The following is a 25,224-nucleotide window of genomic DNA, read 5'->3' on the forward strand; positions in this document are numbered from 1 at the left end:
CTTTGCCATGACGATCTCTCGCCGCGACGTGTTGCTGGGTGCCACCGCCACAGCAGCGCTGGTGCCGCTCGCCGCACGCGCCCAGACCTCGGAAGTCGTGATCGGCGTCATCTATCCGTTCTCCGGCGGCAGCGCGCAGCAGGGCGTCGATGCGCAGAAGGCCTATGAGACCGCGCTCGAGGTCATCAACAAGGACACCGATTTCGACCTGCCGCTGGCGAAGGGCGAAGGCCTGCCGGGCCTCGGCGGCGCAAAAGTCCGTCTCGTGTTCGCCGACCACCAGGCCGATCCGCAGAAGGGCCGCGCCGAGGCCGAGCGCCTGATCACGCAGGAGAAGGTCTCCGCCATCATCGGCACCTACCAGAGCGCGGTCGCCGTCACCGTCAGCCAGATCTGCGAGCGTTACCAGATCCCGTTCGTCTCCGCCGACAACTCCTCGCCGAGCCTGCATCGCCGCGGTCTCAAATATTACTTCCGTGCCGCGCCGCATGACGAGATGTACTCGGCCGCGATGTTCGACTTCTTCGACGCGATGAAGAAGAAGGGCACCAAGATCGAGACGCTGTCACTGTTCCACGAGGATACCATCTTCGGCACCGACTCGGGCAACGCCCAGGCCAAGATCGCCGGCGAGCGCGCCTACAAGATCGTCACCGACATCAAGTATCGCGCCAATTCGCCGTCGCTCTCGGCCGAAGTGCAGCAGCTCAAGACCGCCAATGCCGACGTGCTGATGCCCTCGAGCTACACCACCGACGGCATCCTGCTGGTCAAGACCATGGCCGAGCTCGGCTACAAGCCCAACGCGATCGTGGCGCAGGACGCAGGCTTCTCCGAGAAGGCGCTCTACGACGCCGTCGGCGACAAGCTCGAAGGCGTGATCTCGCGCGGCACCTTCTCGCTCGACCTCGCGCAGAAGCGCCCGATGGTCGGCAAGATCAACGAGATGTTCAAGGCGCGGTCGGGCAAGGATTTCAACGACCTCACCTCGCGCCAGTTCATGGGCCTGATCATCCTTGCTGACGCCATCAGCCGCGCCAAGTCGACCGACGGCGAGAAAATCCGCGATGCGCTGGCCGCCACCGACATCCCGGGCGAGCAGACCATCATGCCCTGGAAGCGCGTCAAGTTCGACGAGATGGGCCAGAACAACGACGCCGACCCGGTGCTGCTGCAATATGTCGGCGGCAAGTTCGTCACCATCTTCCCGCCGCAGGCCGCGATCGCCGAAGCGATCTGGCCGATGAAGTAAGCGTTTCGGAGAGCGGGAGCTCAGACTTGGCTCCCGCCCTCATCCTGAGGAGCGGGCGTAGCTCGCGTCTCGAAGGACGAGGGTGGGCCCATCCTTCGAGACGCGCGCCGCGGCGCGTTCCTCAGGATGAGGGCGTATTGTGGGGGACGACTTTTGACAGCTCAAGCCATTATCCAGAGTCTCGCGAGCGGCCTGCTCATGGGCCTGCTCTACGGACTGATCGCCGTCGGCCTCGCGCTGATCTTCGGCCTGATGGACGTCGTGAACTTCGCCCATGGCGAGTTCCTGATGATCGCGATGTATGTGAGCTTCTTCCTGTTCGCGTTCTTCGCCATCGACCCCCTGCTGTCGGCGCCGCTGGTCGCCGCGGCCCTGTTCGTGTTCGGGGCGGTCGTCTACCTCTTGATTGTACGCTTCGCGATGCGCGCCAAGGCAAACGCCGGCATGGTGCAGATCTTCTCGACCTTCGGCCTTGCCATCGTGATGCGCGGGCTCGCGCAGTTCTTCTTCACGCCGGACTATCGCAGCATTCCGCAGTCCTGGCTCGGCGGCAAGACGATCTCGATCGGCGGCATCTTCCTGCCGGAGCCGCAGTTGATCGGCGCGCTGGTCTCGATCGCGGCTTTCGCCGGCCTCTATTTCTTCATCAACCGCACTGACTTCGGCCGCGCGCTCGAAGCCACCCGCGAAGATCCCGGTGCAGTCGCACTCGTCGGCATCGACAAGAACCGCGTGTTCGCGCTGGGCTGGGGCCTGGGCGCCGCACTGGTCGGTCTCGCCGGCGCGATCATGGCGGTGTTCTTCTACATCTATCCGGACGTCGGCGCCTCCTTCGCGCTGATCGCCTATGTCACGGTTGCGCTCGGTGGTTTCGGCAGTGTGTTCGGCGCGTTCGCCGGCGGCATCATCGTCGGCCTCGTCGAGGCGACCACCGCCCTGGTGCTGCCGCCTTCGCTGAAATCGGTCGGCATCTACGCGGTCTATCTGCTCGTCGTCTTCATCCGGCCGCGCGGCCTGTTCGGATCGATGTGATGGACCAGAATTTTGCTACGCGGCGCCGCCGCGACCTGATCATCGCCGCGGTGCTGGCCGCGCTCGCGGCCCTTGCACCGCTGTTCATCAAGGATGTCTACGTCCAGAACATCCTGATCCTGACCCTGATGTACGCGGCGCTGTCGCAGAGCTGGAACATCCTGTCCGGCTATTGCGGACAGATCTCGCTGGGGCACGCGCTCTATTTCGGCATCGGCGCCTATACCACCGAGCTGCTGTTCACCAAGTTCGGCGTATTGCCCTGGTTCGGCATGCTCGCCGGCGGCGTGATCGCGGCCGTCATCGCAATGGGGCTCGGCTATCCCTTCTTCCGTCTGCGCGGCCATTACTTCGTGATCGCGACCATCGTCATCGCCGAGATCGGGCTGCTCCTGTTCCAGAACTGGGAATGGGCGGGCGCTGCGATGGGCATCACCATTCCGGTGCGCGGCGACAGCTGGCTGAAATTCCAGTTCATGCGCAGCAAGCTGCCTTACTTCTATTTCGCGCTGGTGCTGTGCAGCCTCGCCTGGTTCGTCACCTGGTGGCTCGAAGATTCCAAATGGGGCTTCTGGTGGCGCGCCGTGAAGGACAATCCGGAAGCGGCCGAGAGCCTCGGCGTCGTCGTGTTCAATTCCAAGATGGGCGCGGCGGCCGTGTCCGCCTTCCTCGTCGCCATCGGCGGCGGCTTCTATGCGCAGTTCCTCGCCTATATCGATCCCGAGAGCGTGATGGGCTTCCAGTTCTCGCTGCTGATGGCGCTGCCGGCCGTGCTCGGCGGCATCGGCACCCTGTGGGGGCCGGTGCTCGGCGCTGCCATCCTGATCCCGATGACGGAGCTGACACGCTCCTATATCGGCGGCTCCGGCCGTGGTGTTGACCTTATCGTCTATGGCGCACTGATCGTTGCGATCTCGCTGGCCCTGCCGCGCGGTCTGGTGAGCCTGTTCTCCCGTTCAAAAGCAAAGGGAGCCACGCGATGACCGCGCTCCTTGAAACCCGCGGCGTCTGGCAGCGGTTCGGCGGCCTCGTCGCCAACAGCGACGTGTCGATCTCGGTCGGCCGCGGCGAGATCGTCGGCCTGATCGGCCCGAACGGTGCCGGCAAGTCGACATTGTTCAATCTCATCGCCGGCGTCCTGCCGCCGACCCAGGGCTCGATCTGGTTCGACGGCGAGGACGTCACCCACATGCCGGCGGCCGAACGCTGCCAGCGCGGCGTCGGGCGCACCTTTCAGGTGGTCAAGAGCTTCGAGACCATGACCGTCATCGACAACGTCATCGTCGGTGCGCTGGTGCGCAACACCGTGATGCGCGAGGCGCGGCGCAAGGCGCATGAGGTGCTCGAATTCACCGGCCTCGCCGCGCGCGCCGACGTGCTTGCGAGCGATCTCGTGCCGGCCGAGAAGCGCCGCCTCGAAGTCGCCCGTGCGCTTGCGACCGAACCAAAGCTGCTGCTGCTCGACGAAGTCCTCACCGGCCTCACGCCGACCGAGGCGCAGACCGGTGTCGCGCTGGTGCGCAAGGTGCGCGATGCCGGCATCACCGTGCTGATGGTCGAGCACGTCATGGAGATCGTGATGCCGCTGGTCGACCGCGCCATCGTGCTCGACCTCGGCAAGGTGCTGGTCGAGGGCAAGCCTGCCGACGTCGTTCGCGATCCCAAGGTGATCAGCGCATATCTGGGAGATCGTCATGCTGTCAGTGCATGAAGTCACGACCGCCTATCAGGGTCTGGTCGCGATCTCCGCAGTCTCGATCGAGGTCGAGAAGGGCGAGATCGTCTGCGTCGCCGGCGCCAACGGCGCGGGCAAGTCGACGCTGCTGAAGTCCATCGCCGGCGCCGAACGCCCGCGTTCGGGCACCGTGACGTTCGACGGCAAGCGCCTCGACGGCATGGCGCAGCACCACATCACGGCCACCGGCATCGCCTATGTGCCGGAGAACCGCCGCTTGTTCCCGCGCCTGTCGGTGCGCGACAACCTTCGCCTCGGCAGCTATCTCTACCGCGGCGAGGCGGACCGCGAGGGACCGCTCGACCTCGTCTTCAACCTGTTTCCGCGTCTTCAGGAACGTTTGGAGCAGCGCGCCGAAACGCTCTCCGGCGGCGAGCAGCAGATGCTCGCCATCGGCCGCGCGCTGATGACGCGCCCGCGGCTGCTGATGCTGGATGAGCCCTCGCAAGGCATCATGCCGAAGCTGGTGGACGAGATTTTCCAGGCAGTATTGCGCATCCGCGACGCCGGCATGACCGTCCTGATCGTCGAGCAACGCATGGCCGAGTGCCTGGAGATCGCCGACCGCGCCTACATTCTGCAAACCGGCCGCGTGCTGATGCAGGGCGCGGCGAGCGAGATCAAGGGCAATCCCGATGTGAGGAAGGCGTATCTGGGGCTTTAGCTAGACTGCCGCCGCAATCGCAGCCGTCATCCTGGGGGGGCGCGCTCTTTGCGCGCCTCGAAGGATGGGCCGCAAGCACCTGTAGCCCATCCTTCGAGGCTTCACCTTGCGATGCATTGCATCGCAAGGCTCGCACCTCAGGATGATGGCAGAGTATGCGGTTAATGTCCGTGCTCGTGCCCATGCTCCGGCAACGTCACCCCGAACACCTTCACCAGATCCGTCACCTGCTCCGGCGACAGATATTTCGGGTTCATCCCGCGCAGCAGCAGATAGAGCTTCGCCGTCTCCTCCAGCTCCTCCGTCGCGAACACCGCGGCCTCCAGCGTGTCGCCGGCGACCACCGGGCCGTGATTGGCGAGCAGGACGGACGAATATTTCCCCGCCAGCCCCTTGATCGCATCCGCCACTGCGGGATCGCCGGGGCGGTAATAGGGCACGAGCGCGGTCGCGCCGCATTTCATCAGATAATAGGCCGTCATCGGCGGCAGCGCGGCGCGCGGGTCGATCTCGGGCAGCATCGACAGTGCGACAGAATGCGTCGAATGCAGGTGCACGATCGCGCGTGCGCTACCGCGGGTGTCGTAGAGCGCGGTGTGCAGTGGAACTTCCTTGGTCGGTGCATCGCCCGAGATCGGCCGGCCCTGGCTATCCAGCCGCGACAGCCGCGCCGGGTCGAGGAAGCCGAGCGAGGCATTGGTCGGCGTCACCAGCCAGCCGCCATCGTCAAGCTTGACGCTGATATTGCCAGAGGAGCCCGGCGTCAGCCCGCGCTCGAACAGGGACCGTCCGAAGCGGCAGATATCCTCACGCAGCCTTGTCTCGTTGCTCATGGCCGTCATGCCTGCTTGTCTCACGCTTTGGCAGCGCGGCCAAGCCGTGTTATTCGGTTGCCAAGCTGCCGCAAAGGGCGGCTATTCGGGAAACGTTCGCAAGGGTCAGTTGCATATGTCCGCCTCCACGTCACAAAATCAGCGTATCGCCGTCATCGGGCTCGGCTCGATGGGATTTGGCATGGCGACCTCGCTGAAGCGCGCCGGTCACGCCGTCACCGGCTGCGACGTCTCGGCTGATGCGGTGGCGCGCTTCGTGAAGGACGGCGGCGCGGGCGCCAAGACGCCGGCCGAAGCGGCCAAGGACGCCGACGTCGTCGTCAGCGTCGTCGTCAACGCCGCGCAGACCGAGACGATCCTGTTCGGCAAGGATGGCGTCGCCGAAACCATGCCCAAGGACAGCGTCTTCCTGTCATCGGCCACCATGGATCCCGACGTGGCGCGGCGCCTTGCCAAGCAGCTCGAGGCGACGGGCCGGCATTATCTGGATGCGCCGATCTCCGGCGGGGCGCAGCGCGCCGCGCAAGGCGAGCTGACGATCCTCGCCTCAGGCAGCCCGGCCGCCTTTGCAAAGGCACGGCCGGCGCTCGATGCCATGGCTGCAAAGCTCTACGAGCTCGGCGACGCGGCCGGGCAGGGCGCCGCCTTCAAGATGATCAACCAGTTGCTGGCCGGCGTGCACATCGCTGCTGCCAGCGAAGCGATGGCGTTCGCGGCCAAGCAGGGCCTCGACATCCGCAAGGTCTATGAGGTGATCACGGCCTCCGCCGGCAATTCCTGGATGTTCGAGAACCGCATGCCGCATGTGCTCGACGGCGACTATACGCCGCGCAGCGCGGTCGAGATCTTCGTCAAGGACCTCGGCATCATCCAGGACATGGCGCGCAGTGCCAGATTCCCCGTGCCGGTCTCGGCCGCCGCGCTCCAGATGTTCCTGATGACGGCTGCCGCCGGCATGGGCCGCGACGACGACGCCTCGGTCGCGCGCATGTATGCGCAGGTCACCGGCGTGAAGCTCCCCGGCGACAAGTAAGGATAAGAGGATTCCAATGCCCCGTTTCGCCGCCAATCTCTCGATGATGTTCACCGAGGTGCCGTTCCTCGATCGCTTCGAGGCCGCCGCCCAGGCCGGCTTCACGGCCGTCGAGTTTCTCTTTCCTTATGAGCATCCGGCCGAGGCGGTCGGCGAGCGGCTCAAGCGCAACGGTCTGACCCAGGCGCTGTTCAACCTGCCGCCCGGCGACTGGAATGCAGGCGAGAAGGGTTTTGCTGCGCTCCCGGCGCGCTTCGCCGATCTCAAGGCGAGCCTCGAGACCGCGCTGCCTTACGCCAAGGCCACCGGCGTCAAGCGCCTGCACCTGATGGCCGGCCTTGCCAACCGCGGCGAGCGCGTCGCGATCGAGGCGTTCTACAAGTCGGTGGCGTGGGCGGCGGAGTTCTTCGCGCCGCATGGCATCGACATCGTGCTCGAGCCGATCAATGCCCGCAACGTGCCCGGCTATTTCCTCAACGATTTCGGCTTCGCGCGCGACCTGATCCAGGAGTTGCGGCTTCCGAACCTCAAGCTCCAGTTCGACATCTATCACTGCCAGATCATCCATGGCGACGTCACCATGCGCTTGCGCGAGATGATGCCGATCATCGGCCACATCCAGATCGCCAGCATTCCCTCGCGCAACGAGCCCGACGGCGAGGAGCTGAACTATCCCTTCCTGTTCGAAGAGCTCGACCGGCTCGGCTATGCCGGCTTCGTCGGCTGCGAATACAATCCGCGCGGCAAGACCACCGACGGCCTCGCCTGGTTCAAGCCCTATGCGGGAGTGAAGCCGTGACTCTTGCACTGGGTTGCATCGCCGACGACTATACCGGCGCCTCCGATCTTGCCAACACGCTGACGCGTGCGGGCCTGCGCACCGTGCAGACCATCGGCATTCCTGCCGACGATCTGGCGCTGCCCGAGGTCGACGCTGTCGTGGTGTCCTTGAAGAGCCGCTCGATCGAAGCAGGTCTTGCTGTATCGCGCTCGCGCGCGGCGGAGACATGGTTGCGGGGCCGCGGCGCGAGCCATGTGCTGTTCAAGATCTGCTCGACCTTCGATTCCACCGACGCCGGCAATATCGGCCCGGTGATGGACGCGTTGCGCGACGATTGCGGCGAGGGCATCGTTCTGGTGACGCCGGCCTTCCCGGAGACCGGCCGCACCGTCTACCAGGGCAACCTGTTTGTCGGCGCCGTGCCGCTGAACGAGAGCCCGCTCAAGGACCATCCGCTCAATCCGATGCACGATTCCAGCCTGGTGAGGGTGCTGGCGCGCCAGAGCCGGACGCAAATCGGCCTCGTCGATCTCGCCGCCGTCACGCGCGGCGCAGATGCCGTGCGGGCACGGCTGGCCGAACTCGCGGGCAAGGGCATTGGCGCTGCGATCATCGACGCCGTCTTCGATCGCGATCTCGAAACAATCGGCCTCGTCGCAGCCGAACATCGGCTGTCGGTCGGCGCCTCCGGCATCGGCCTTGGACTGGCGCGCGCGCTGGTGTCGACCGGCAAGGTCAGGTCGAATGCGGCAGGCGGCGAATCCGAAGCTGCCGTTGGCGGGCCGGCGGCGTGTCTTGCCGGCAGCTGCTCGCAGGCCACGCTCAAGCAGATCGCCAGCGCCGAACAGGTCATGCCGGTGTTTCATCTCGATCCGGACCGTATTCTTACGGGGGCGGACGAAGCTCAGCGTGCGCTGGACTGGGCAAGGCCGCGGCTGGCGGAGGGGCCCGTGCTGATCGCATCGAGCTCGACACCGGATCAGGTTGCCGCGCTTCAGGCACGTCACGGCCGTGACGCAGCCGGACATGCGATCGAGCAGGCCATGGCCGACATCGCCGAAAACCTTGTGAAATCAGGCGTGCGGCGATTGGTCGTTGCCGGCGGCGAGACGTCCGGCGCCGTGGTCGACCGGTTGAGGATTCCCGGATTTCTCGTGGGGGTGGAGATCGCTGCAGGCGTTCCGGTGCTGCGCGCGGTCGGCGCCGGGGGCGAGATGCTGCTTGCGCTGAAGTCAGGAAATTTCGGTGGCCCGGAGTTCTTCTCCGATGCGCTTAGGCTCATGCGCTGAGCGCAGAGCGTTCTTAGCTGCCTGTTCATCTCTTTCAGGCTCCGTACTCGCACGGAGTCGTAGTTAACATCTGCTCAGTCGCTCTGTTGTCTGATGTCGGCGTCGCTCCCTTTGGTTGATTCTTTAGACCTCCCGGACGCGCGCCCGCGCCAGCATAAAGAGACCTGACTATGTTCGCCAAGATCTCCATCCGCGCCAAGATCATCAGTGTCGTGGCGTTCCTGCTGGTCGCGATGACCGGCATGGGCCTGCTCGCCGTCGTGAAGATGCGCGCGATGAACGCGAACACCACCGACATCACCACGAGCTGGATGCCCAGCGTGAGGGTGCTGGGCGAGCTCCGGGCCAGCGTCATCACCTATCGCAGTGTGGTCCGCGAGCACATGCTGGCCGAGACCCTGGAAGAAAAGCTCGCGATGGAAAAGATCGCGGTCACCACTAGCGAGACACTGGCCAAGGCCCGCCAGAGCTACGAGCCCATGATCACCTCGCCGGAGGAGCGGGCGCTCTACACCGAATGGTCCAAGCTGTGGGACGACTACAAGAAGAGCGCCGACGAGGTCTTTGCGCTGTCGCGCAAGGAGGTCGGCAAAGTCCCGCACGAGGCGCATGAGCTGAACGTCAAGACCGCCAACAAGATCGGCATCCAGTCCGACGAGGTTCTGCGCAAGGATATCGACCTCAACACCCGGGGTGGCGACCAGGCCGCGCGCGACGCCGCCGACAGCTATTCCTTCGCCTTCCTGCTGGTCGCGATCATCCTGGGCGCGGCCGTCCTGACAGGCATCGGCGTCAGCGTCTATCTCGTCCACGACGTCTCCAGCGGCATCAACTCGATCGTCGAGCCGATGCAGGCGCTGGGCAAGGGCGACCTCTCCGCCGAAGTCCCGCATCGCGGCGAGAAGACCGAGATCGGCGCCATGGCCGACGTGCTCCAGGTCTTCAAGGAGGCGTTGATCGCCAAGAAGGCCGCCGACGAAGCCGCCGCGGCCGACGCCGAAGCCAAGATCGAGCGCGGCCGCCGCGTCGACAACATCACCCGCGAATTCGAGACGATGATCGGCGAGATCGTCCAGACCGTGTCATCGGCCTCGACCCAGCTCGAAGCTTCCGCCTCGACGCTGACCTCGACCGCCGACCGCTCCCAGCGGCTCGCGACCACGGTTGCCGGAGCTTCGGAGGAAGCCTCGACCAACGTGCAGTCGGTGGCTTCGGCGACGGAGGAGATGGCGTCGTCCGTGGGCGAGATCAGCCGTCAGGTGCAGGAATCGGCGCGGATGGCGGGCGACGCCGTCGGTCAGGCCCGCGCCACCACCGAGCGCGTCAGCGAGCTCTCCAAGGCGGCGTCCCGCATCGGCGACGTCGTCGAGCTGATCAACACCATCGCCGGCCAGACCAACCTCCTGGCGCTGAACGCCACCATCGAGGCGGCGCGCGCGGGCGAAGCCGGCCGCGGCTTCGCGGTGGTGGCTTCCGAAGTGAAGGCACTCGCCGAGCAGACCGCGAAGGCGACCGGCGAGATCGGCCAGCAGATTTCCGGCATCCAGGCGGCGACCAACGATTCGGTCGGAGCGATCAAGGAGATCTCCTCGACGATCGAGCGTCTCTCGGAGATCTCGTCGGCGATCGCTGCGGCCGTCGAAGAGCAGGGTGCAGCGACCCAGGAGATCGCCCGCAATGTGCAGCAGGCGGCGCAGGGCACCCAGCAGGTCTCCTCCAACATCTCCGACGTGCAGCGCGGTGCGACCGAGACCGGCACCGCCTCCTCGCAGGTGCTGTCGGCGGCGCAGATGCTGTCGAACGACTCGAGCCGACTCAAGACCGAGGTCAGCAAGTTCCTGACCAGCGTTCGCGCTGCGTAAGGGCCGTCAGAGCAGGTATCGGACTACGCAAGAGCGGCGCCGTCGGCGCCGCTCTTTGATTTTGGCGCATGGCTTGGCGCCTGCTGACTTATTTTTCACGTGGGTCGTACGGTTCCAATTCTTTACGGGTTCCCAACCCTGCGAACCTTAACTCGTCGCAGTGTTTTGGAGACTCAATCGTGAAGTTGTTTTCATTTTCCGCCATTCGCTCCATCCAGTTGAAGATCGCCCTGATCGCCGGCCTCTGCCTGGCAGTGACGTGCATCGTGCTGATCGGCTACGGCCTCTTCTCCACGCAGAGCATGAACCAGTACGTGACCCACGAGGTCATGCAGCTGGTCGACCGTCAGACCAAGGAGAGCCTCATGAACCGGGCCTCCACCGAAGCCAACGCCATCAAGGCTGAGCTGGAGGTCGGGTTTGATGCGGCGCGCACCACCGCACATGCCTTCGCGATCCTCGCCGACGAGAAGACCGGCACTCCGATCGCGGCGCGGCGGACCCAGTTCAACGCGCTTCTGCGTCACGTGCTCGAGCTCAACCCTGCCTTCAACGGCACCTACTCGGCCTGGGAACCCGGCGCGCTGGATGGTGATGATGCGTCGTTCAAGGGACGCAAGGAGGCGGGATCGGACAATACCGGCCGCTTTCTGCCCTATTGGACGCGCAACGCCAGCGGCGCCATCGCCGTTCAGCCGCTCGTCGAGTACGACAGCAGCGAGCGGCATCCCAACGGCCTCGTGAAGGGCGCCTGGTACATCAACCCGAACACCACGGGTAAGGAAAACATCCTGGGTCCGTTGCCATACATCGTTCAGGGCAAGGCCGTCTTCCTCGCGACCATGTCGGTGCCGGTCATGATCGACGGCAAATTCCGCGGTGTCGCCGGCGCCGACTACAATCTCGACTTCGTGCAGAAGCTGGCCGTCAAGATCAACGGCTCGCTGTTCGAGGGCAAGGGCAAGGTCGCGATCCTCAACGACACCGGGCTGATCGTCGCCAACAGCGCCAATCAGGACGTGATCGGCAAGAACGCCTCCGAGGCCGACGCTCGCTGGAGTGAAAGCCTCGCCATCGTCAAGGCCGGCAAGGGCACGGTGCAGGACGATCCGAAGTTCGCCAACATCGACATCTATGCGCCGATCCGCTTCGGGCTCACCGAGAACGCCTGGTCGATCGTGATCTCGATCCCCCGCGACGTGGTGCTTGCGTCTGCAAGGCAACTCGACGCCTCGCTCAGTGCCCGTGCGACCTCGAACACGTTCTGGCAGCTCGGCGTTGGCCTGGTCATCGTGCTGGCGGCGATCTTCCTGATCTCGTTCGCCGCACGCAAGATCGCGCGGCCGATCCAGGATTGTGCCAATTTCGCCGATGGCATCGCCAAGGGCGATTTCAATCAGCAGCTCGGGATCGAGCAGGCCGACGAGGTCGGTAGGCTGGCGACGTCGCTCAGGTCGATGCAGGGCGACATCAAGCGCAGCATCGAGCAGCGTGCCCAGGACCAGGCGGCTGCCGACCGCGAGCGCCGGCGCGCGATGAACGAGCTGGCCGACAGCTTCGAAGCGTCGGTCGGCGGCATCGTGGAGACGGTGTCGGCCGCGTCCGGTGCGCTGGAATCCTCGGCCGGAACGCTCAGCTCGACCGCCGAACGGGCGCAACAGCTTACCAAGGTCGTCGCTGCGGCGTCAGACCAGGCATCGGGCAACGTGCAGTCGGTGGCCTCGGCAACGGAGGAGATGGCCTCTTCGGTCGGCGAGATCAGCCGTCAAGTGCAGGAATCGGCGCGGATGGCGAGCGACGCCGTCGGCCAAGCCCGAGCCACCACCGAGCGCGTCAGCGAGCTCTCCAGGGCGGCCGCCCGCATCGGCGACGTCGTCGAGCTGATCAACACCATCGCCGGCCAGACCAACCTGCTCGCGCTGAACGCCACTATCGAGGCGGCACGCGCCGGCGAGGCCGGCCGCGGCTTCGCCGTGGTGGCCTCCGAGGTGAAGGCGCTCGCCGAGCAGACCGCGAAGGCGACCGGCGAGATCGGCCAGCAGATCTCCGGCATCCAGCTTGCGACCAACGACTCGGTCGGCGCGATCAAGGAAATCTCCTCGACCATCGAGCGTCTGTCGGAGATCTCGTCGGCGATCGCCGCCGCGGTGGAAGAGCAGGGCGCGGCCACGCAGGAGATCGCCCGCAACGTGCAGCAGGCGGCGCAAGGAACCCAGCAGGTCTCTTCCAACATCACCGACGTGCAGCATGGCGCGACCGAGACCGGCACGGCCTCTTCGCAGGTGCTGTCGGCGGCGCAAATGCTGTCGAACGACTCGGGCCGGCTCAAGAACGAGGTCAGCAAGTTCCTGACCAACGTCCGCGCCGCGTAGACCCTCGCACAACCCGTCGATCGAGCGAGGAGCGGCGCCAAAAACGTCGCTCCTTTCATTCTTCCGGTAGCATGATGTCGCTTTTAGGTGGCGTTACGAGGGGTACCCGTAGTCTTGCGGACAGATCGTTTCATCGATGGTTAAAGCGGATTTTCAAGAATTGGGCGAGGGCGGTCTCGCGCTGCGGCAGTCCTGATTGGAATGATTTCAGACTGAATTCGGTCTTTGGGGGCTTCGATGCGCAAGAATTTTCCTGTCACTGATGTCGAATATCCGGTCAGTGACGAGACACTGATCGTCTCCCGGACCGACCTCAAGGGCAAGCTCACCTACTTCAACGAGGATTTCCTCGCCGCCGCCGGCTTCACGTCGGCCGAGCTGATGGGCCAGCCGCACAACATCGTCCGTCATCCCGACATGCCGCCGGAGGCGTTCGACAATCTCTGGGACACGCTGAAGGCCGGCAAGCCGTGGCTCGGCGCGGTGAAGAACCGCCGCAAGAACGGCGACTTCTACTGGGTGCTGGCGACGGCCTCGCCGATCCGCGAGAACGGCCATGTCACCGGCTATACCTCGATCCGCACCAGGCTGCCGGCCGACCAGCGCAAGCTCGCCGAAGAGGTCTATGCCGCGATCCGCGAGAAGAAGCCGCATGGTTATCGCGTCGATGCCGGCATCATCCGCCGCCGCTCGCTGCTCGATCGCTTCAGCGTCTTCACCGGGACGCTGAAGGCGCGCCTGGTCACGACGATGACGCTCCAGGCGCTGTTCATGCTGGCGCTCGGCATCGGCGGCGCGCTCTCCACCGGCGGTTCGACCAGCCTGGATCTGACGCTGCTGGCCTTGGTCGGCATCGCCATCGTCGGCTTCGCCGGCCTTGCGACCATGCGCGCGATCCAGGGCCCGATGCGGCACCTCAACGACACCATGCTCAACCTCGTGCAGGACAAGCTCGACAACCGCATCGTCATCGAACGCGATGACGAGATCGGCGAGGCGCTGCGCAACCTCCAGACCGTGCAGACCATCATCCGCTTCAGCCGCGACGAGGTCCAGGCGGTGCAGCGCCGCGCCGAGGAGCAGCGCAAGGCCGGCATGACCAAACTTGCCGACGGCTTCGAGGCCGCGATCGGCGAGATCGTCGAGACCGTGTCGTCAGCTGCGACCGAGCTCGAGGCGTCGGCCTCGACGCTGTCCTCGACGGCGGGCCGGGCGCAGGAACTGGCGACGGTGGTCGCAGCCGGCTCGGAAGAAGCTTCCACCAACGTCCATTCGGTGGCATCGGCCGCCGAGGAGATGTCGTCGTCGGTCCACGAGATCGGTCGCCAGGTGCAGGATTCCACCCGGATTGCGAGCGAGGCCGTCAGCCAGGCGCACGCCACCACCGAACGCGTCAGCGAGTTGTCGCGGGCGGCCTCTCGGATCGGCGACGTTGTCGAGCTCATCAATGCCATCGCGGGCCAGACCAATCTCCTGGCGTTGAACGCCACGATCGAAGCGGCACGTGCCGGCGAGGCCGGCCGCGGCTTTGCGGTTGTGGCTTCCGAGGTCAAGGCGCTCGCCGAACAGACGGCGAAGGCGACCGGCGAGATTGGCCAGCAGGTCGGCGGCATCCAGGCGGCGACGCAGGAATCGGTCGGCGCCATCAGCGAAATCTCCGGCACCATCGCGCGCCTTTCCGAAATATCCTCGGCGATCGCCGCAGCCGTGGAGCAGCAGCGCGCGGCGACCCAGGAGATCGCCCGCAATGTGCAGCAGGCGGCCAACGGCACCCAGCAGGTGTCTTCCAATGTCGGCGACGTCCAGCGCGGCGCATCCGAAACCGGATCGGCGTCTTCGCAGGTGCTGTCGGCGGCGCAGATGCTGTCCCGCGACTCCAACCGCCTCAAGCTCGAGGTCGGCAAGTTCCTGAACTCCGTCCGCGCAGCGTGACGTGTGCGGCCGCATAGCTGCGATGCCGATTTCGCAGTGCGGTAGCAGGGAAGTGAATGCAGGAAAGCTGCCGGTGATTAGCGTTTCCGGCGGTGCTCAGGTAAAGGGGAAACAGGATCCCCGTGGGGGCGGATTCCGTATCCCTGCCTGACCTGGAATTGCCTGGCGCATGATTGCTCTGGTCCGTATTGCCCTGAGCCGACCCTATACGTTTGTCGTGCTCGCGCTCCTGCTCCTGATCATCGGACCGCTGGCAGCCCTGCGGACGCCGACCGACATCTTCCCCGACATCCGCATTCCCGTGATCGGCGTGGTCTGGCAGTACACCGGCCTGCCGCCCGACCAGATGTCCGGCCGCATCACGACGCCGTTCCAGCGTGCGCTGACGACGACGGTCAACGACATCGAGCATATCGTCGCCAACTCCTATAACGGCTTTGGCATCATCAAGATCTTCTTTCAGCCGAACGTCGACATCCGCACTGCCAACGCACAGGTCACAGCGATCTCGCAGACGTTGCTCAAGCAGATGCCGCCGGGCGCGACGCCGCCCTTGATCCTGAACTACTCCGCCTCGACCGTGCCAATCATCCAGGTGGCTTTGTCGGGCGACGGCCTGACCGAGCAGAACCTCGCCGATATCGGCATTAACAATCTGCGCACCCCGCTGGTCACCGTGCCTGGTGCGGCGATTCCGTATCCGTTCGGCGGCAAGCAGCGCCAGGTCCAGATCGATCTCGACCCGACCGCGCTCCAGGCCCGCGGCCTGTCGGGCCAGGACGTCGCCAATGCGCTGGCTGCGCAGAACCTGATCACGCCTGTAGGCACCCAGAAGATCGGCACCTTCGAATACAACATCCAGCTCAACAACTCGCCGCTGAAAATCGACGAGCTCGGCAACCTCCCAATCAAGACCGTCAACGGCGCGATGGTCTATGTGCGCGATGTCGCGACCGTGCGTGACGGCAATCCGCCGCAGACCAACATCGTTCATGTCGACGGCAACCGCTCGGTGCTGATGATGGTGCTGAAGGCGGGCGCGACCTCGACGCTCGATATCATCGCCGGCATCAAGCAGAAGGTGATCGAGGTCAAGGACCAGCTCCCGGACGCGCTGAAGATCGGCTTCATCGGCGACCAGTCGGTGTTCGTTCGCGGCGCGATCGAAGGTGTCGCCTTCGAGGGCGTGATCGCGGCGCTGCTGACCAGCGTCATGATCCTGCTGTTCCTCGGCAGCTGGCGCTCGACCATCATCATCGCGGTCTCGATCCCGCTGTCGGTGCTGGGCGCCATCATCATGCTCTCGGCGATCGGCGAGACGCTGAACATCATGACGCTCGGCGGTCTCGCGCTCGCCGTCGGCATCCTCGTCGACGACGCCACCGTGACGATCGAGAACATCAACTACCATCTGGAGCAGGGCAAGCCGGTCGAGCAGTCGATCCTCGACGGCGCCAACCAGATCGTCACGCCGGCCTTCGTCTCGCTGCTCTGCATCTGCATCGTGTTCGTGCCGATGTTCTTCCTCACCGGTGTCGCGCGCTTCCTGTTCGTGCCGATGGCCGAAGCGGTGATGTTCGCGATGATCTGGTCGTTCATCCTGTCGCGCACGCTGGTGCCGACCATGGCGAACTATCTGCTGCATGCGCATGTCCACCACGAGGGCGAGCCGCCGACATCGCGCAATCCGCTGGTCTGGTTCCAGCGCGGGTTCGAGAAGCGTTTCGAACGCATCCGCGGCGGCTACCATGATTTCCTTGGGCTGGCGCTGGCGCATCGCGCGGTGTTCGTGATCGGCTTCCTCTGCGTGGTCGGCGCGTCCTTCGCGCTGGTGCCGTTCCTCGGGCGCAACTTCTTCCCCGCGGTCGATGCCGGCAACATCCTGATGCATGTCCGCACCCAGGTTGGCACCCGCGTCGAGGAGACCGCGAACCGGCTCGCCGACGTGCAGAAGGCCGTGCGCAAGCTGATCCCGGGTGAGATCGAGACCATGACCGACAACATCGGCATGCCGATCTCCGGCATCAACATGACCTACAACAACACCGGCGTGATCGGTCCGCAGGACGGCGACATCCAGATCAAGCTGAGGGAAGGCCACAAGCCGACCGAAGAGCATGTGCGCGTGCTGCGCGAGCAGCTGCCGCGGCTCTTCCCCGGCGTCAGCTTCGCGTTCCTGCCGGCCGATATCGTCAGCCAGATCCTGAACTTCGGTGCGCCGGCGCCGATCGACCTTCAGATCCGCGGCGCCAATATCAGCGCCAACTTCGCTTACGCCAACAATCTGCTGGCCAAAGTCCGCAAGATTCCCGGCGTTGCCGATGCGCGCATCCAGCAATCGCCAAACAACCCGACCTTCAATATCGATGTCGACCGTACCCGTGCGCAATATGTCGGCCTGACCGAGCGCGACGTCACCAACAGTCTCGTGGTCAATCTTGCCGGTTCCTCGCAGGTGGCGCCGACCTACTACCTCAATCCGGATAACGGCGTGTCCTATTCGATCGTGATGCAGACGCCGCAATACCAGATCGACTCGCTCGGCGCGCTGCAGACGCTGCCGATCACCGCCACCGGCAACGCGCAGTCGCCGATCCTCGGCGGCATCGCCGACATCAAGCGCTCGACGTCGAGCGCGGTGGTGTCGCAATACGACATCCAGTCGATGGTGCAGATCTTCGCTACGACCTCGGGCCGCGATCTCGGCGCGGTTGCCGCCGACATCCGCCAGGTGATCGCCGACACCGCGAAGGAGGTGCCGAAGGGATCTTCCGTCGTGCTGCTCGGCCAGGTGCAGACCATGAACAGCGCCTTCACCGGCCTGCTGTTCGGCCTGCTCGGCGCCGTCGTACTGATCTACTTCCTGATCGTCGTGAATTTCCAGTCCTGGTCCGACCCGTTCGTGATCATCACGGCGCTGCCGGCCGCGCTCGCCGGCATCGTGTGGATGCTGTTCATGACCGAGACCACGCTGTCGGTCCCGGCGCTCACCGGCGCCATCATGTGCATGGGGGTTGCCACCGCCAACAGCGTGCTCGTGATCTCCTTTGCGCGCGAGCGCTACGCGGAGCTCGGCGATCCCGTTGCGGCTGCGCTCGAAGCCGGCTTCGTCCGGTTCCGCCCGGTGTTGATGACCGCGCTTGCCATGATCATCGGCATGGCGCCGATGGCTCTGGGCCTCGGCGAGGGCGGTGAGCAGAATGCGCCGCTCGGCCGCGCCGTGATCGGCGGCCTGATCTTTGCAACCTTCGCCACGCTGATGTTTGTTCCCGTGGTGTTCAGCATGGTACACAAGAAACAAGGCGCCGAAGCCGCCGCCCCCTTGGAGACTCCGCATGTCGCCCACTGAATCCCGCTCCCCGGTGTCGCACCGGAAACTGGGCATCTTCGGCGTGGTGGCGCTGATTGCGTCAGGCCTTGTCGTCGGCACCGGCATCCGCGCGCGCGAGGAGCAGGGCTCCAAGTTGAAGGAATGGACCGATGATCAGGCCGTTCCCAGCGTCGCGGTGACCCAGCCTAACGCCAAGGCGCTCAACGCCAGCCTCGATCTGCCGGGCCGGTTGGAAGCCTACTACCGTGCCCCGATCTTCGCGCGCGTGTCGGGTTACCTGAAGAGCTGGAGCGCCGACATGGGGGCCCGCGTCAAGGCAGGGCAGGTGATTGCCGAGATCGAGGCGCCCGACCTCGATCAGCAGCTCCTGCAGGCCCGCGCCGACCTCGCCAGCCAGCAGGCCAGCGCAAGGCTGTCGGAAGCGACGTTGAACCGGCGCAAGACGCTGGTCGCCTCCAACTTCGTCTCCGCGCAGGAGATCGACGAGCGCACCGCCGATCTCTCCAACAAGAACGCCGCGGTGCATTCGGGACAGGCCAATGTCGAGCGGCTGGAAGCGCTGGCCGGCTACAAGAAGATCACCGTTCCGTTCGACGGCGTGGTCACGGCGCGCGATACCGACGTCGGTGCGCTGATCAATGCCGGTGGCGGCTCGGGCCCGGCGATGTTCGTGGTCTCGGACATCACCAAGCTGCGCGTCTATGTCAACGTGCCCCAGAATTACGTGCCGGCCATCAAGATCGGCGCGAAGGCCACCATCGCGCTGCCGGAGTATCCGAACCGGACCTTCCAGGCGACGGTGGAAGCGTCTTCGCAGGCCGTCGACGTTGCCTCCGGCACCACGCGCATGCAGCTTGGCCTGGACAATTCCTCGGGCGAACTAATGCCCGGCGGCTATGCCAGCGTGAAGTTGAGCCTCCAGCGCGACTCCGCGCCGCTCAGCATTCCCGCCAGCGCGCTGATCTTCAACGGCAGCGGCCTGCGTGTCGCGACCGTCGGTGCGGACGACAAGGTGCTGTTCAAGGCCGTGACGATCGCGCGCGATCTTGGCAAGGAAATCGAGCTCGCATCAGGCATCTCTCCGGACGATCGCGTCATCACCGCCCCGCCGGACGGCCTGTCCGATGGCGATCAGGTCCGCGTCGTCGGCGCCAAGGGCAAGCCGGCCACCGCGTCGGAAAAGCAGGCGCCGAAGGGCTAGCTTTTCTTCACTTCGCCCCGCTTGCGGGGAGAGGTCGAATTGCGAAGCAATTCGGGTGAGAGGGACTCTCCGCGAGTCTAACTCTCACGGTGTTTGCGGACGCAGCCCCTCACCCCGACCCTCTCCCCGTAAGAACGGGGAGAGGGAGATCAGGATACCCGCCACTCCGGTACGCCGTCGCCGGCCATCGCGATCTCGCCAAGCGAGCCGACCGGCGTGCGATCCATGTTGAGGAGATGCGCCAGCGTCGCGGTATCACCCGCCGGAATCCGCGCCAGCGTGCGGCGGTCATCTTCCGTGCGCAGCATCACCACACCGTGCTCGACATCCCCGCCGCGGCCGTAGAGCACCGTAAAGCTCTCGACCTTGCCCTTGCCCGAGGCTTCCGCGACGAAATTCGGCACCGCGCGCTTGTTGCGGTCGGCCTCTTCTTGCACGCTCGTCTCCTGCGCCAGCGCCGCGCGCGGCGGCGCCTTCGAAACCACCAGCGCATGATGCTTGGTGACGAAGCCGCCCTGGCCGTAGAGCAGGCCGAGCCTGGCGCCATCGCGCAGGCGCTGCACCATCGCGCAGGCCGCATGCGTCATGTAGGTGTTGAGCGGCGCGCCGAAGAAGGTGAGGCCGCCGGTCACGGTCGGCTGCACGTCGGCGGAAAGGCCCAGCGTCCGCCGCGCCATCTTGGGCACGCAGGGGAAGCAGCTATAGAGCTCGATCGCTTCGAATGCCGTGCCGTCGCCGCCGGCGAGGTCCACCGCGGCTTTCAGCACCGCATTCTGCGGATGGCTCTCGTAGAACTGGTCGCGCAGGAGATAGTCGCGCGGCTCCTCCGCCGAGGCGCCGCCGAGCGGATAGACCAGTCTGTCCTCGGCGATACCCGCCGCGCGCGCCCTGGCAAGGCTGGTGAGCAGCAGCGCGCCGCCCATGTTGACGCTGGGGTTGGCGACCATGAGCTTGTTGTAGGGCCATGCGATGAGACGGTTGTCCGCGGTCGGCGTCGTGATCTCGTCCGGCGCATAGCGTCGCTTCAGCCAGGCGTTTGGATTTTGTGCGGCGGCCTCGGAATAGCGCGACCACAGCGTCCCTGACTCCGCCATCGCCTCGCGTGGCGTCTGGCCCCAATGCGCGGAGGAGGCCGCCTCGTAGAACGGATAGACCGTGACGGGCCGGAACACGCCGAGCTTCACGGCCAGCGGCTTCTGAAACGCTGCGCCGCGCTTCGGCTCCTCGACATCATGCGCGAACGGCGTCCATGGCAGCTTTGCGCCTGCGCGCTCGGCCTTGGTCGCGGTCGACTGTGCCTCCGCGCCGCAGACCGCGGCAACGCTGCATTCCCCGCGCGCGATGCGCTTTGCCGCCTCGTGGATATAGCGGATCGGGCTCTCGCCGCCGACCGGGCCGTAATAGCAATGCGAAGGCGTGATCCCGAGTCGCTGCGCCAGCAGCTTCTCCGGGTCGCGGTAGCGCCAGCTCAGGAAGTTGACGACGTCGAGCGACTGCACTTCGCCGAGCAGCATTGCCCCGGCATCCGCTTCGGCGCGCCGCAGCGCCTGTTCGAGCAGATCGAGCGGCTCGAGGCCCTCGGTGATCTCCTTGGGACGGTCGACGATCTCGCCGATGCCGACGATGACGGGGATGCGGTCTTCGGGGATGTTGGTCATTTCTTCTTGCTTCACGGTTTAAGTCTCGGGCACGCCGTCGCCCTTCGAGGGCCGCTGAAGAAGCGGCCACCTCAGGGTGACGGCTACGGAGAAAGCGTCATCCTGAGGTGCGAGCCGAGCGACGCTTGCGGCGCTTGGCGAGCCTCGAAGGATGGGCCGCGAACACCACTCCCGCCACAAGCGCTACTCCGCCACCAGCGCATTCATGTGCTCGACGGCCTCGGCAAACTCTTCCTTGAACTCCTGCACCACCGCGCCCGCCGACCTCACGCTGTCGATCAGGCCGACGCCCTGGCCGACGAAGTAGCTGACGAGATCGCGCGCTTTGGCGTTGCCAGCCGCCGCCGCGCGGTCGATCGAATTGAAGGCGTCGCGGCTGATGATGCTTTGCAGCGGCATCGGCAGTGCACCGGGGCTTTCCGGCGCGCGGTCCCAGGCATCGGTCCACACCGAGCGGAGCTGCCGCGCGGGCTTGCCGGTGCGTCCCTTCGAGCGCACCGCGTCACGCGAGGACGCGGCGATCATCTTTTCGCGGAAGATTTCCGTCGTCTCGGCTTCCACGGTCGCGAGCCACACCGAGCCGGTCCAGGCGCCGGCCGCGCCCATCGCCATGCAGGCCGCCATCTGCCGTCCTGTCATGATGCCGCCGGCCGCCAGCACCGGCACGTCGCGGATCTTCTTGATTGCCTTGATCACCTCCGGCACCAGCACCATGGTCGACACCTCGCCGCAATGGCCGCCGGCCTCGGTGCCCTGGACCACGAGGATATCGACGCCGGCCGCGACCTGGCGCAGCGGGTGCTCCTTGGCGCCGACGAGAGCTGCGACCGGCACACCGTGCTTCTTGCCCATCTCGATCATCGCTTTCGGCGGCACGCCGAGTGCGTTCGCGATCAGCCTGATCGGATGATTGAAGGAGACCTCGAGCAGCTGAAGCGCCGTCTTTCCGTCGAACGGCTGCGGCTGGTTGTCGGCCATTTCAGTGGTCGTCAGCTCGATGTCGTACTTCTTCAGGAGGTCGCGCGTGTAGTTGCGATGCTCTTGCGGCACGCGCGCTTCCAGGCTCTTCCAGGTGACGTCCTTCTCGCCCGCCGTCGAGATGTTCTCGGGGATCAGCACGTCGATGCCGTAGGGCTTGCCGTCGACGTGGTCGTCGATCCATTTCAGCTCGCGTTCGAGCGTATCAGGCGTGTGCACGGTGGCACCTAACACGCCGAAGCCACCGGCGCGGCTGACGGCGGCGACGACGTCGCGGCAATGGCTGAAGGCGAGCAGCGGGAACTCGATGCCCAGCATGTCGCAGATCGGCGATTTCATGGCTCTCTCCCGGCGGCCGTCGCGTTGCTGTTATTGCTTTGCGTTCTTGTTGTCCTTGGCGAAGGCCGTGCGACGCTAGCCCATCGTCGCCGGCGATGCCAAGCCGGATTTCGCCGCGCATCTTGCGTATAGGCGCCACGCCACGCGAGGAGCCATTCCGTCGCGCAAAATAAGCGGAGCTGCGGCCGCGAATGAGCCTCTTGCGCTTTGGCCGACGTGAGAGAATGCTGGCGAACAACAACAGACAACAACGAGGGAGCGCCAACCGATGTCGCCAGCGCAATCGAGTCCGGCCAAGGCCAGCGAAGCCTACGACGTGGTCGTCGTCGGCGCCGGCTTTGCCGGCATGTACATGTTGCATCGGCTGCGCGGGCTTGGCTTCTCGGCGCGAGTCTACGAGCAGGGCGGCGGGGTCGGCGGCACCTGGTACTGGAATCGTTATCCGGGCGCGCGCTGCGATGTCGAGAGCATGCAATATTCCTACTCGTTCTCGGAAGAGCTCCAGCAGGAATGGGACTGGACCGAACGCTACGCGCCGCAGGCAGAGATCCTGAAATACGCCAACCATGTCGCGGATCGTTTCGATCTGCGCCGCGACATCCAGTTTGACACGCGCGTCGAGCGCGCTGTCTTCGATGAACAGACCAATGGCTGGTCGGTGACGATTTCCGGCGGAAAGACGGTCGAAGCGAAGTTCGTCGTGCTCGCCACCGGCTGCCTGTCGAACGCGCGCAAGCCCGACATCAAGGGTCTCGAAAACTTCAAAGGTCCCGTCTACCACACCGGCAACTGGCCGCACGAGCCCGTGGACTTCACGGGCTTGCGCGTTGGCCTTATCGGCACCGGTTCATCCGGCATCCAGTCGGCGCCCATCATTGCCGAGCAGGCAAAGCATCTCACGGTCTTCCAGCGCACCGCGAATTTCTCGATTCCCGCCCGCAATGCCGCGTTGACCGACGAGGAACGCAATGCGTTCCGGCAGAATTATCCGGAGATCCGCCGCTTCGCCCGCGAGGTCGCGCGTAACGGCATCTATGCCGAGCCGCCCGATCGCGGCGCTCTCGACGATAGCGAGGATGAGAGGTGCGCCAAATACGGGGCGCGTTGGGATCGCGGCGGGCTCACCTTCATGTACGCCTACAACAATCTCGGCCTGGATCTGGCCGCGAATGACACCGCCGCCGACTACGTGCGCGGCAAGATCACCGAGATCGTCAAGGACGCTAGCACTGCGGAATTGCTCCAGCCGAACAGTCATCCGATCGGCACCAAGCGCATCTGCATCGACACCGATTATTTCGCGACCTTCAACCGGCCGAACGTCTCGCTGGTCGACATCAAGACCAATCCGATCGAGGAGATCACCGCGAACGCTGTCCGTGTCGCGGGGGCAGATCACGAGGTCGATGCGCTGGTGATGGCGACCGGCTTTGACGCCATGACCGGATCGGTCGCCCGGATCGACATTCGCGGTCGCGGCGGGCGGACGCTGAACCAGAAATGGGCCGAGGGCCCCAAGACCTATCTCGGCCTGATGAGCGCAGGCTTTCCCAATCTCTTCATCATCACCGGGCCCGGCAGCCCGTCGGTGCTGTCGAACATGATCGTGTCGATCGAGCAGCATGTCGACTGGATCGCCGACTGCCTCCTCCACATGCGCAAGCAGGGCCTCGCCACGATGGAGGCGGACGGAGGGGCGGAGGACAAGTGGGTCGCGCACGTCAACGAAGTTGCCCATGGCACGCTCTATCCGCAGGCCAATTCCTGGTACATGGGCGCCAACATCCCAGGCAAGCCGCGCATCTTCATGCCATATATCGGCGGCGTCGGCGTCTACCGGCGGATCTGCGACGAGGTCGCGGGGAAGGGGTATGAGGGGTTCGTGATGACGCGGGCGGAGCAGCCGCGCAGGGTGGTGACGGGTTAGGCCGGATGCATGACACCGGCATGAGGCCCGCGCCGGACGCAGAGCCGGCAGGGCTTGTCATCGGCCATTGGCGGGCTAATTAATGCAGACGCATCTTTCCGCCGGAGCCCCGCATGACTGACGTCCCCGCCTACGTGCCGCCCAAAGTCTGGACCTGGAACAAGGAGAATGGCGGGCAGTTCGCCAGCATCAACCGCCCGATCGCCGGCCCCACCCACGACAAGGAGCTGCCGGTCGGCCGCCATCCGCTCCAGCTCTATTCGCTGGCGACCCCGAACGGGGTGAAGGTCACGGTGATGCTGGAGGAGCTTCTGGCGCTCGGCCACAAGGGGGCCGAATACGACGCCTGGCTGATCAGGATCGGCAACGGCGACCAGTTCGGCAGCGGCTTCGTCGACATCAATCCGAACTCGAAAATCCCGGCGCTGATGGACCGCTCCGGCCCCGAGCCGGTCAGGGTGTTCGAGTCCGGCTCGATCCTGTTCTATCTCGCCGAGAAGTTCGGCGCCTTCCTGCCGAAGGACATCAAGACCCGCACCGAAGCGATGTCCTGGCTGTTCTGGCAGATGGGCAGCGCGCCGTATCTCGGCGGCGGCTTCGGCCATTTCTACGCCTACGCGCCGACCAAGATCGAATACGCCATCGACCGTTTTGCGATGGAAACCAAGCGCCAGCTCGACGTGCTCGACCGGCGCCTCGCCGACAACGAATATCTCGCGGGCAGCGAGTACACCATCGCCGACATCGCGGTGTGGCCCTGGTATGGCGCGCTCGCCAAGGGGCTGGTGTACGGCGCCGGCGAATTCCTCTCCGTGCAGGACTATAAGAACGTGCAGCGCTGGACCGACGAGATCGCCAAGCGTCCGGCCGTGAAGCGCGGCCGCATGGTCAACCGCGTCTCCGGCGACCCCGCCAGCCAGCTCCACGAGCGCCACGACGCATCCGATTTCGAAACCAAGACGCAGGACAAGCTCGCGCCGGCGACGTAGGTGTCGCTGTCTTCGC

At 65.2% G+C, this 25,224-nt stretch carries 18 protein-coding genes; 15 read left to right on the forward strand and 3 right to left on the reverse strand.

The genetic code is table 11. From position 1 onward, the window contains the following. Positions 1–7: 7 nt before the first annotated feature. The 5 genes from AAFG50_RS13430 to AAFG50_RS13450 all read left to right on the forward strand — a co-directional run bounded on the left by AAFG50_RS13430 (position 8) and on the right by AAFG50_RS13450 (position 4,683). Positions 8–1,252 (forward strand): ABC transporter substrate-binding protein, encoded by a 1,245-nt coding sequence (locus AAFG50_RS13430; protein WP_028172394.1) that lies wholly within the window; start codon positions 8–10, stop codon positions 1,250–1,252. 198 nt (positions 1,253–1,450) lie between these two features. Beyond that, positions 1,451–2,284, forward strand: coding sequence for a branched-chain amino acid ABC transporter permease (locus AAFG50_RS13435; protein ID WP_231166725.1), 834 nt, complete (start codon positions 1,451–1,453; stop codon positions 2,282–2,284). Continuing rightward, positions 2,284–3,267, forward strand: coding sequence for a branched-chain amino acid ABC transporter permease (locus AAFG50_RS13440; protein WP_028172392.1), 984 nt, complete (start codon positions 2,284–2,286; stop codon positions 3,265–3,267). Before AAFG50_RS13435 ends, AAFG50_RS13440 begins: the two co-directional genes overlap by 1 nt. Then, positions 3,264–3,995 (forward strand): ABC transporter ATP-binding protein, encoded by a 732-nt coding sequence (locus AAFG50_RS13445; RefSeq protein ID WP_011085709.1) that lies wholly within the window; start codon positions 3,264–3,266, stop codon positions 3,993–3,995. The genes AAFG50_RS13440 and AAFG50_RS13445 overlap by 4 nt, the downstream gene beginning before the upstream one ends. Next, a complete protein-coding gene (locus AAFG50_RS13450; RefSeq protein ID WP_028172391.1) occupies positions 3,979–4,683 on the forward strand; it encodes an ABC transporter ATP-binding protein in 705 nt (234 codons plus the stop codon). Before AAFG50_RS13445 ends, AAFG50_RS13450 begins: the two co-directional genes overlap by 17 nt. A gap of 161 nt (positions 4,684–4,844) precedes the next feature. Here AAFG50_RS13450 and AAFG50_RS13455 read toward each other — a convergent pair whose 3' ends face one another. Then, complete coding sequence (locus AAFG50_RS13455) at positions 4,845–5,525, reverse strand: aldolase (protein WP_039184069.1); 681 nt, start codon at positions 5,523–5,525, stop codon at positions 4,845–4,847. Here AAFG50_RS13455 and ltnD point away from each other — a divergent pair. From ltnD to AAFG50_RS13495, 8 genes are all read left to right on the forward strand, one after another. Continuing rightward, on the forward strand, positions 5,524–6,549 hold the full coding sequence (gene ltnD / locus AAFG50_RS13460; RefSeq protein WP_257787556.1) for an L-threonate dehydrogenase: 1,026 nt from the start codon (positions 5,524–5,526) through the stop codon (positions 6,547–6,549). The genes AAFG50_RS13455 and ltnD overlap by 2 nt on opposite strands. 16 nt (positions 6,550–6,565) lie before the next feature. Beyond that, positions 6,566–7,348: a 2-oxo-tetronate isomerase gene (gene otnI, locus AAFG50_RS13465; protein ID WP_028172388.1), complete on the forward strand. Its 783-nt coding sequence runs from the start codon at positions 6,566–6,568 to the stop codon at positions 7,346–7,348. Further along, positions 7,345–8,619 (forward strand): 3-oxo-tetronate kinase, encoded by a 1,275-nt coding sequence (gene otnK, locus AAFG50_RS13470; RefSeq protein WP_028172387.1) that lies wholly within the window; start codon positions 7,345–7,347, stop codon positions 8,617–8,619. The genes otnI and otnK overlap by 4 nt, the downstream gene beginning before the upstream one ends. A 170-nt stretch (positions 8,620–8,789) precedes the next feature. After that, entirely contained in the window at positions 8,790–10,481 is a 1,692-nt protein-coding gene (locus tag AAFG50_RS13475; RefSeq protein WP_028172386.1) for a methyl-accepting chemotaxis protein, read from the forward strand. A gap of 179 nt (positions 10,482–10,660) precedes the next feature. Further along, on the forward strand, positions 10,661–12,853 hold the full coding sequence (locus tag AAFG50_RS13480; protein ID WP_039184072.1) for a methyl-accepting chemotaxis protein: 2,193 nt from the start codon (positions 10,661–10,663) through the stop codon (positions 12,851–12,853). 237 nt (positions 12,854–13,090) lie between these two features. Continuing rightward, positions 13,091–14,785, forward strand: coding sequence for a methyl-accepting chemotaxis protein (locus AAFG50_RS13485; RefSeq protein ID WP_028172384.1), 1,695 nt, complete (start codon positions 13,091–13,093; stop codon positions 14,783–14,785). Between the two features lie 169 nt (positions 14,786–14,954). Then, complete coding sequence (locus AAFG50_RS13490; protein WP_342714180.1) at positions 14,955–18,134, forward strand: efflux RND transporter permease subunit; 3,180 nt, start codon at positions 14,955–14,957, stop codon at positions 18,132–18,134. Beyond that, positions 18,121–19,317: an efflux RND transporter periplasmic adaptor subunit gene (locus AAFG50_RS13495; RefSeq protein ID WP_342714181.1), complete on the forward strand. Its 1,197-nt coding sequence runs from the start codon at positions 18,121–18,123 to the stop codon at positions 19,315–19,317. Before AAFG50_RS13490 ends, AAFG50_RS13495 begins: the two co-directional genes overlap by 14 nt. Positions 19,318–19,466: 149 nt before the next feature. On the opposite strand, the gene AAFG50_RS13500 is transcribed toward AAFG50_RS13495, so the two are convergent. Beyond that, positions 19,467–20,975 (reverse strand): acetyl-CoA acetyltransferase, encoded by a 1,509-nt coding sequence (locus AAFG50_RS13500; protein ID WP_028172381.1) that lies wholly within the window; start codon positions 20,973–20,975, stop codon positions 19,467–19,469. Between the two features lie 183 nt (positions 20,976–21,158). Beyond that, the gene (locus tag AAFG50_RS13505) at positions 21,159–22,292 is read right to left on the reverse strand and encodes a nitronate monooxygenase (RefSeq protein WP_342714182.1); all 1,134 of its coding nucleotides are present in this window, start codon (positions 22,290–22,292) and stop codon (positions 21,159–21,161) included. 268 nt (positions 22,293–22,560) lie between these two features. Between AAFG50_RS13505 and AAFG50_RS13510 the strand changes: the two genes are divergently transcribed. Both AAFG50_RS13510 and yghU read left to right on the forward strand, forming a co-directional pair. Then, entirely contained in the window at positions 22,561–24,219 is a 1,659-nt protein-coding gene (locus tag AAFG50_RS13510) for an NAD(P)/FAD-dependent oxidoreductase (protein ID WP_028172379.1), read from the forward strand. Positions 24,220–24,332: 113 nt separating this feature from the next. Beyond that, entirely contained in the window at positions 24,333–25,208 is an 876-nt protein-coding gene (gene yghU / locus AAFG50_RS13515) for a glutathione-dependent disulfide-bond oxidoreductase (RefSeq protein WP_011085723.1), read from the forward strand. Positions 25,209–25,224: the final 16 nt, after the last annotated feature.

The organism is Bradyrhizobium sp. B039 (assembly GCF_038965675.1).
GTDB lineage: Bacteria > Pseudomonadota > Alphaproteobacteria > Rhizobiales > Xanthobacteraceae > Bradyrhizobium > Bradyrhizobium diazoefficiens.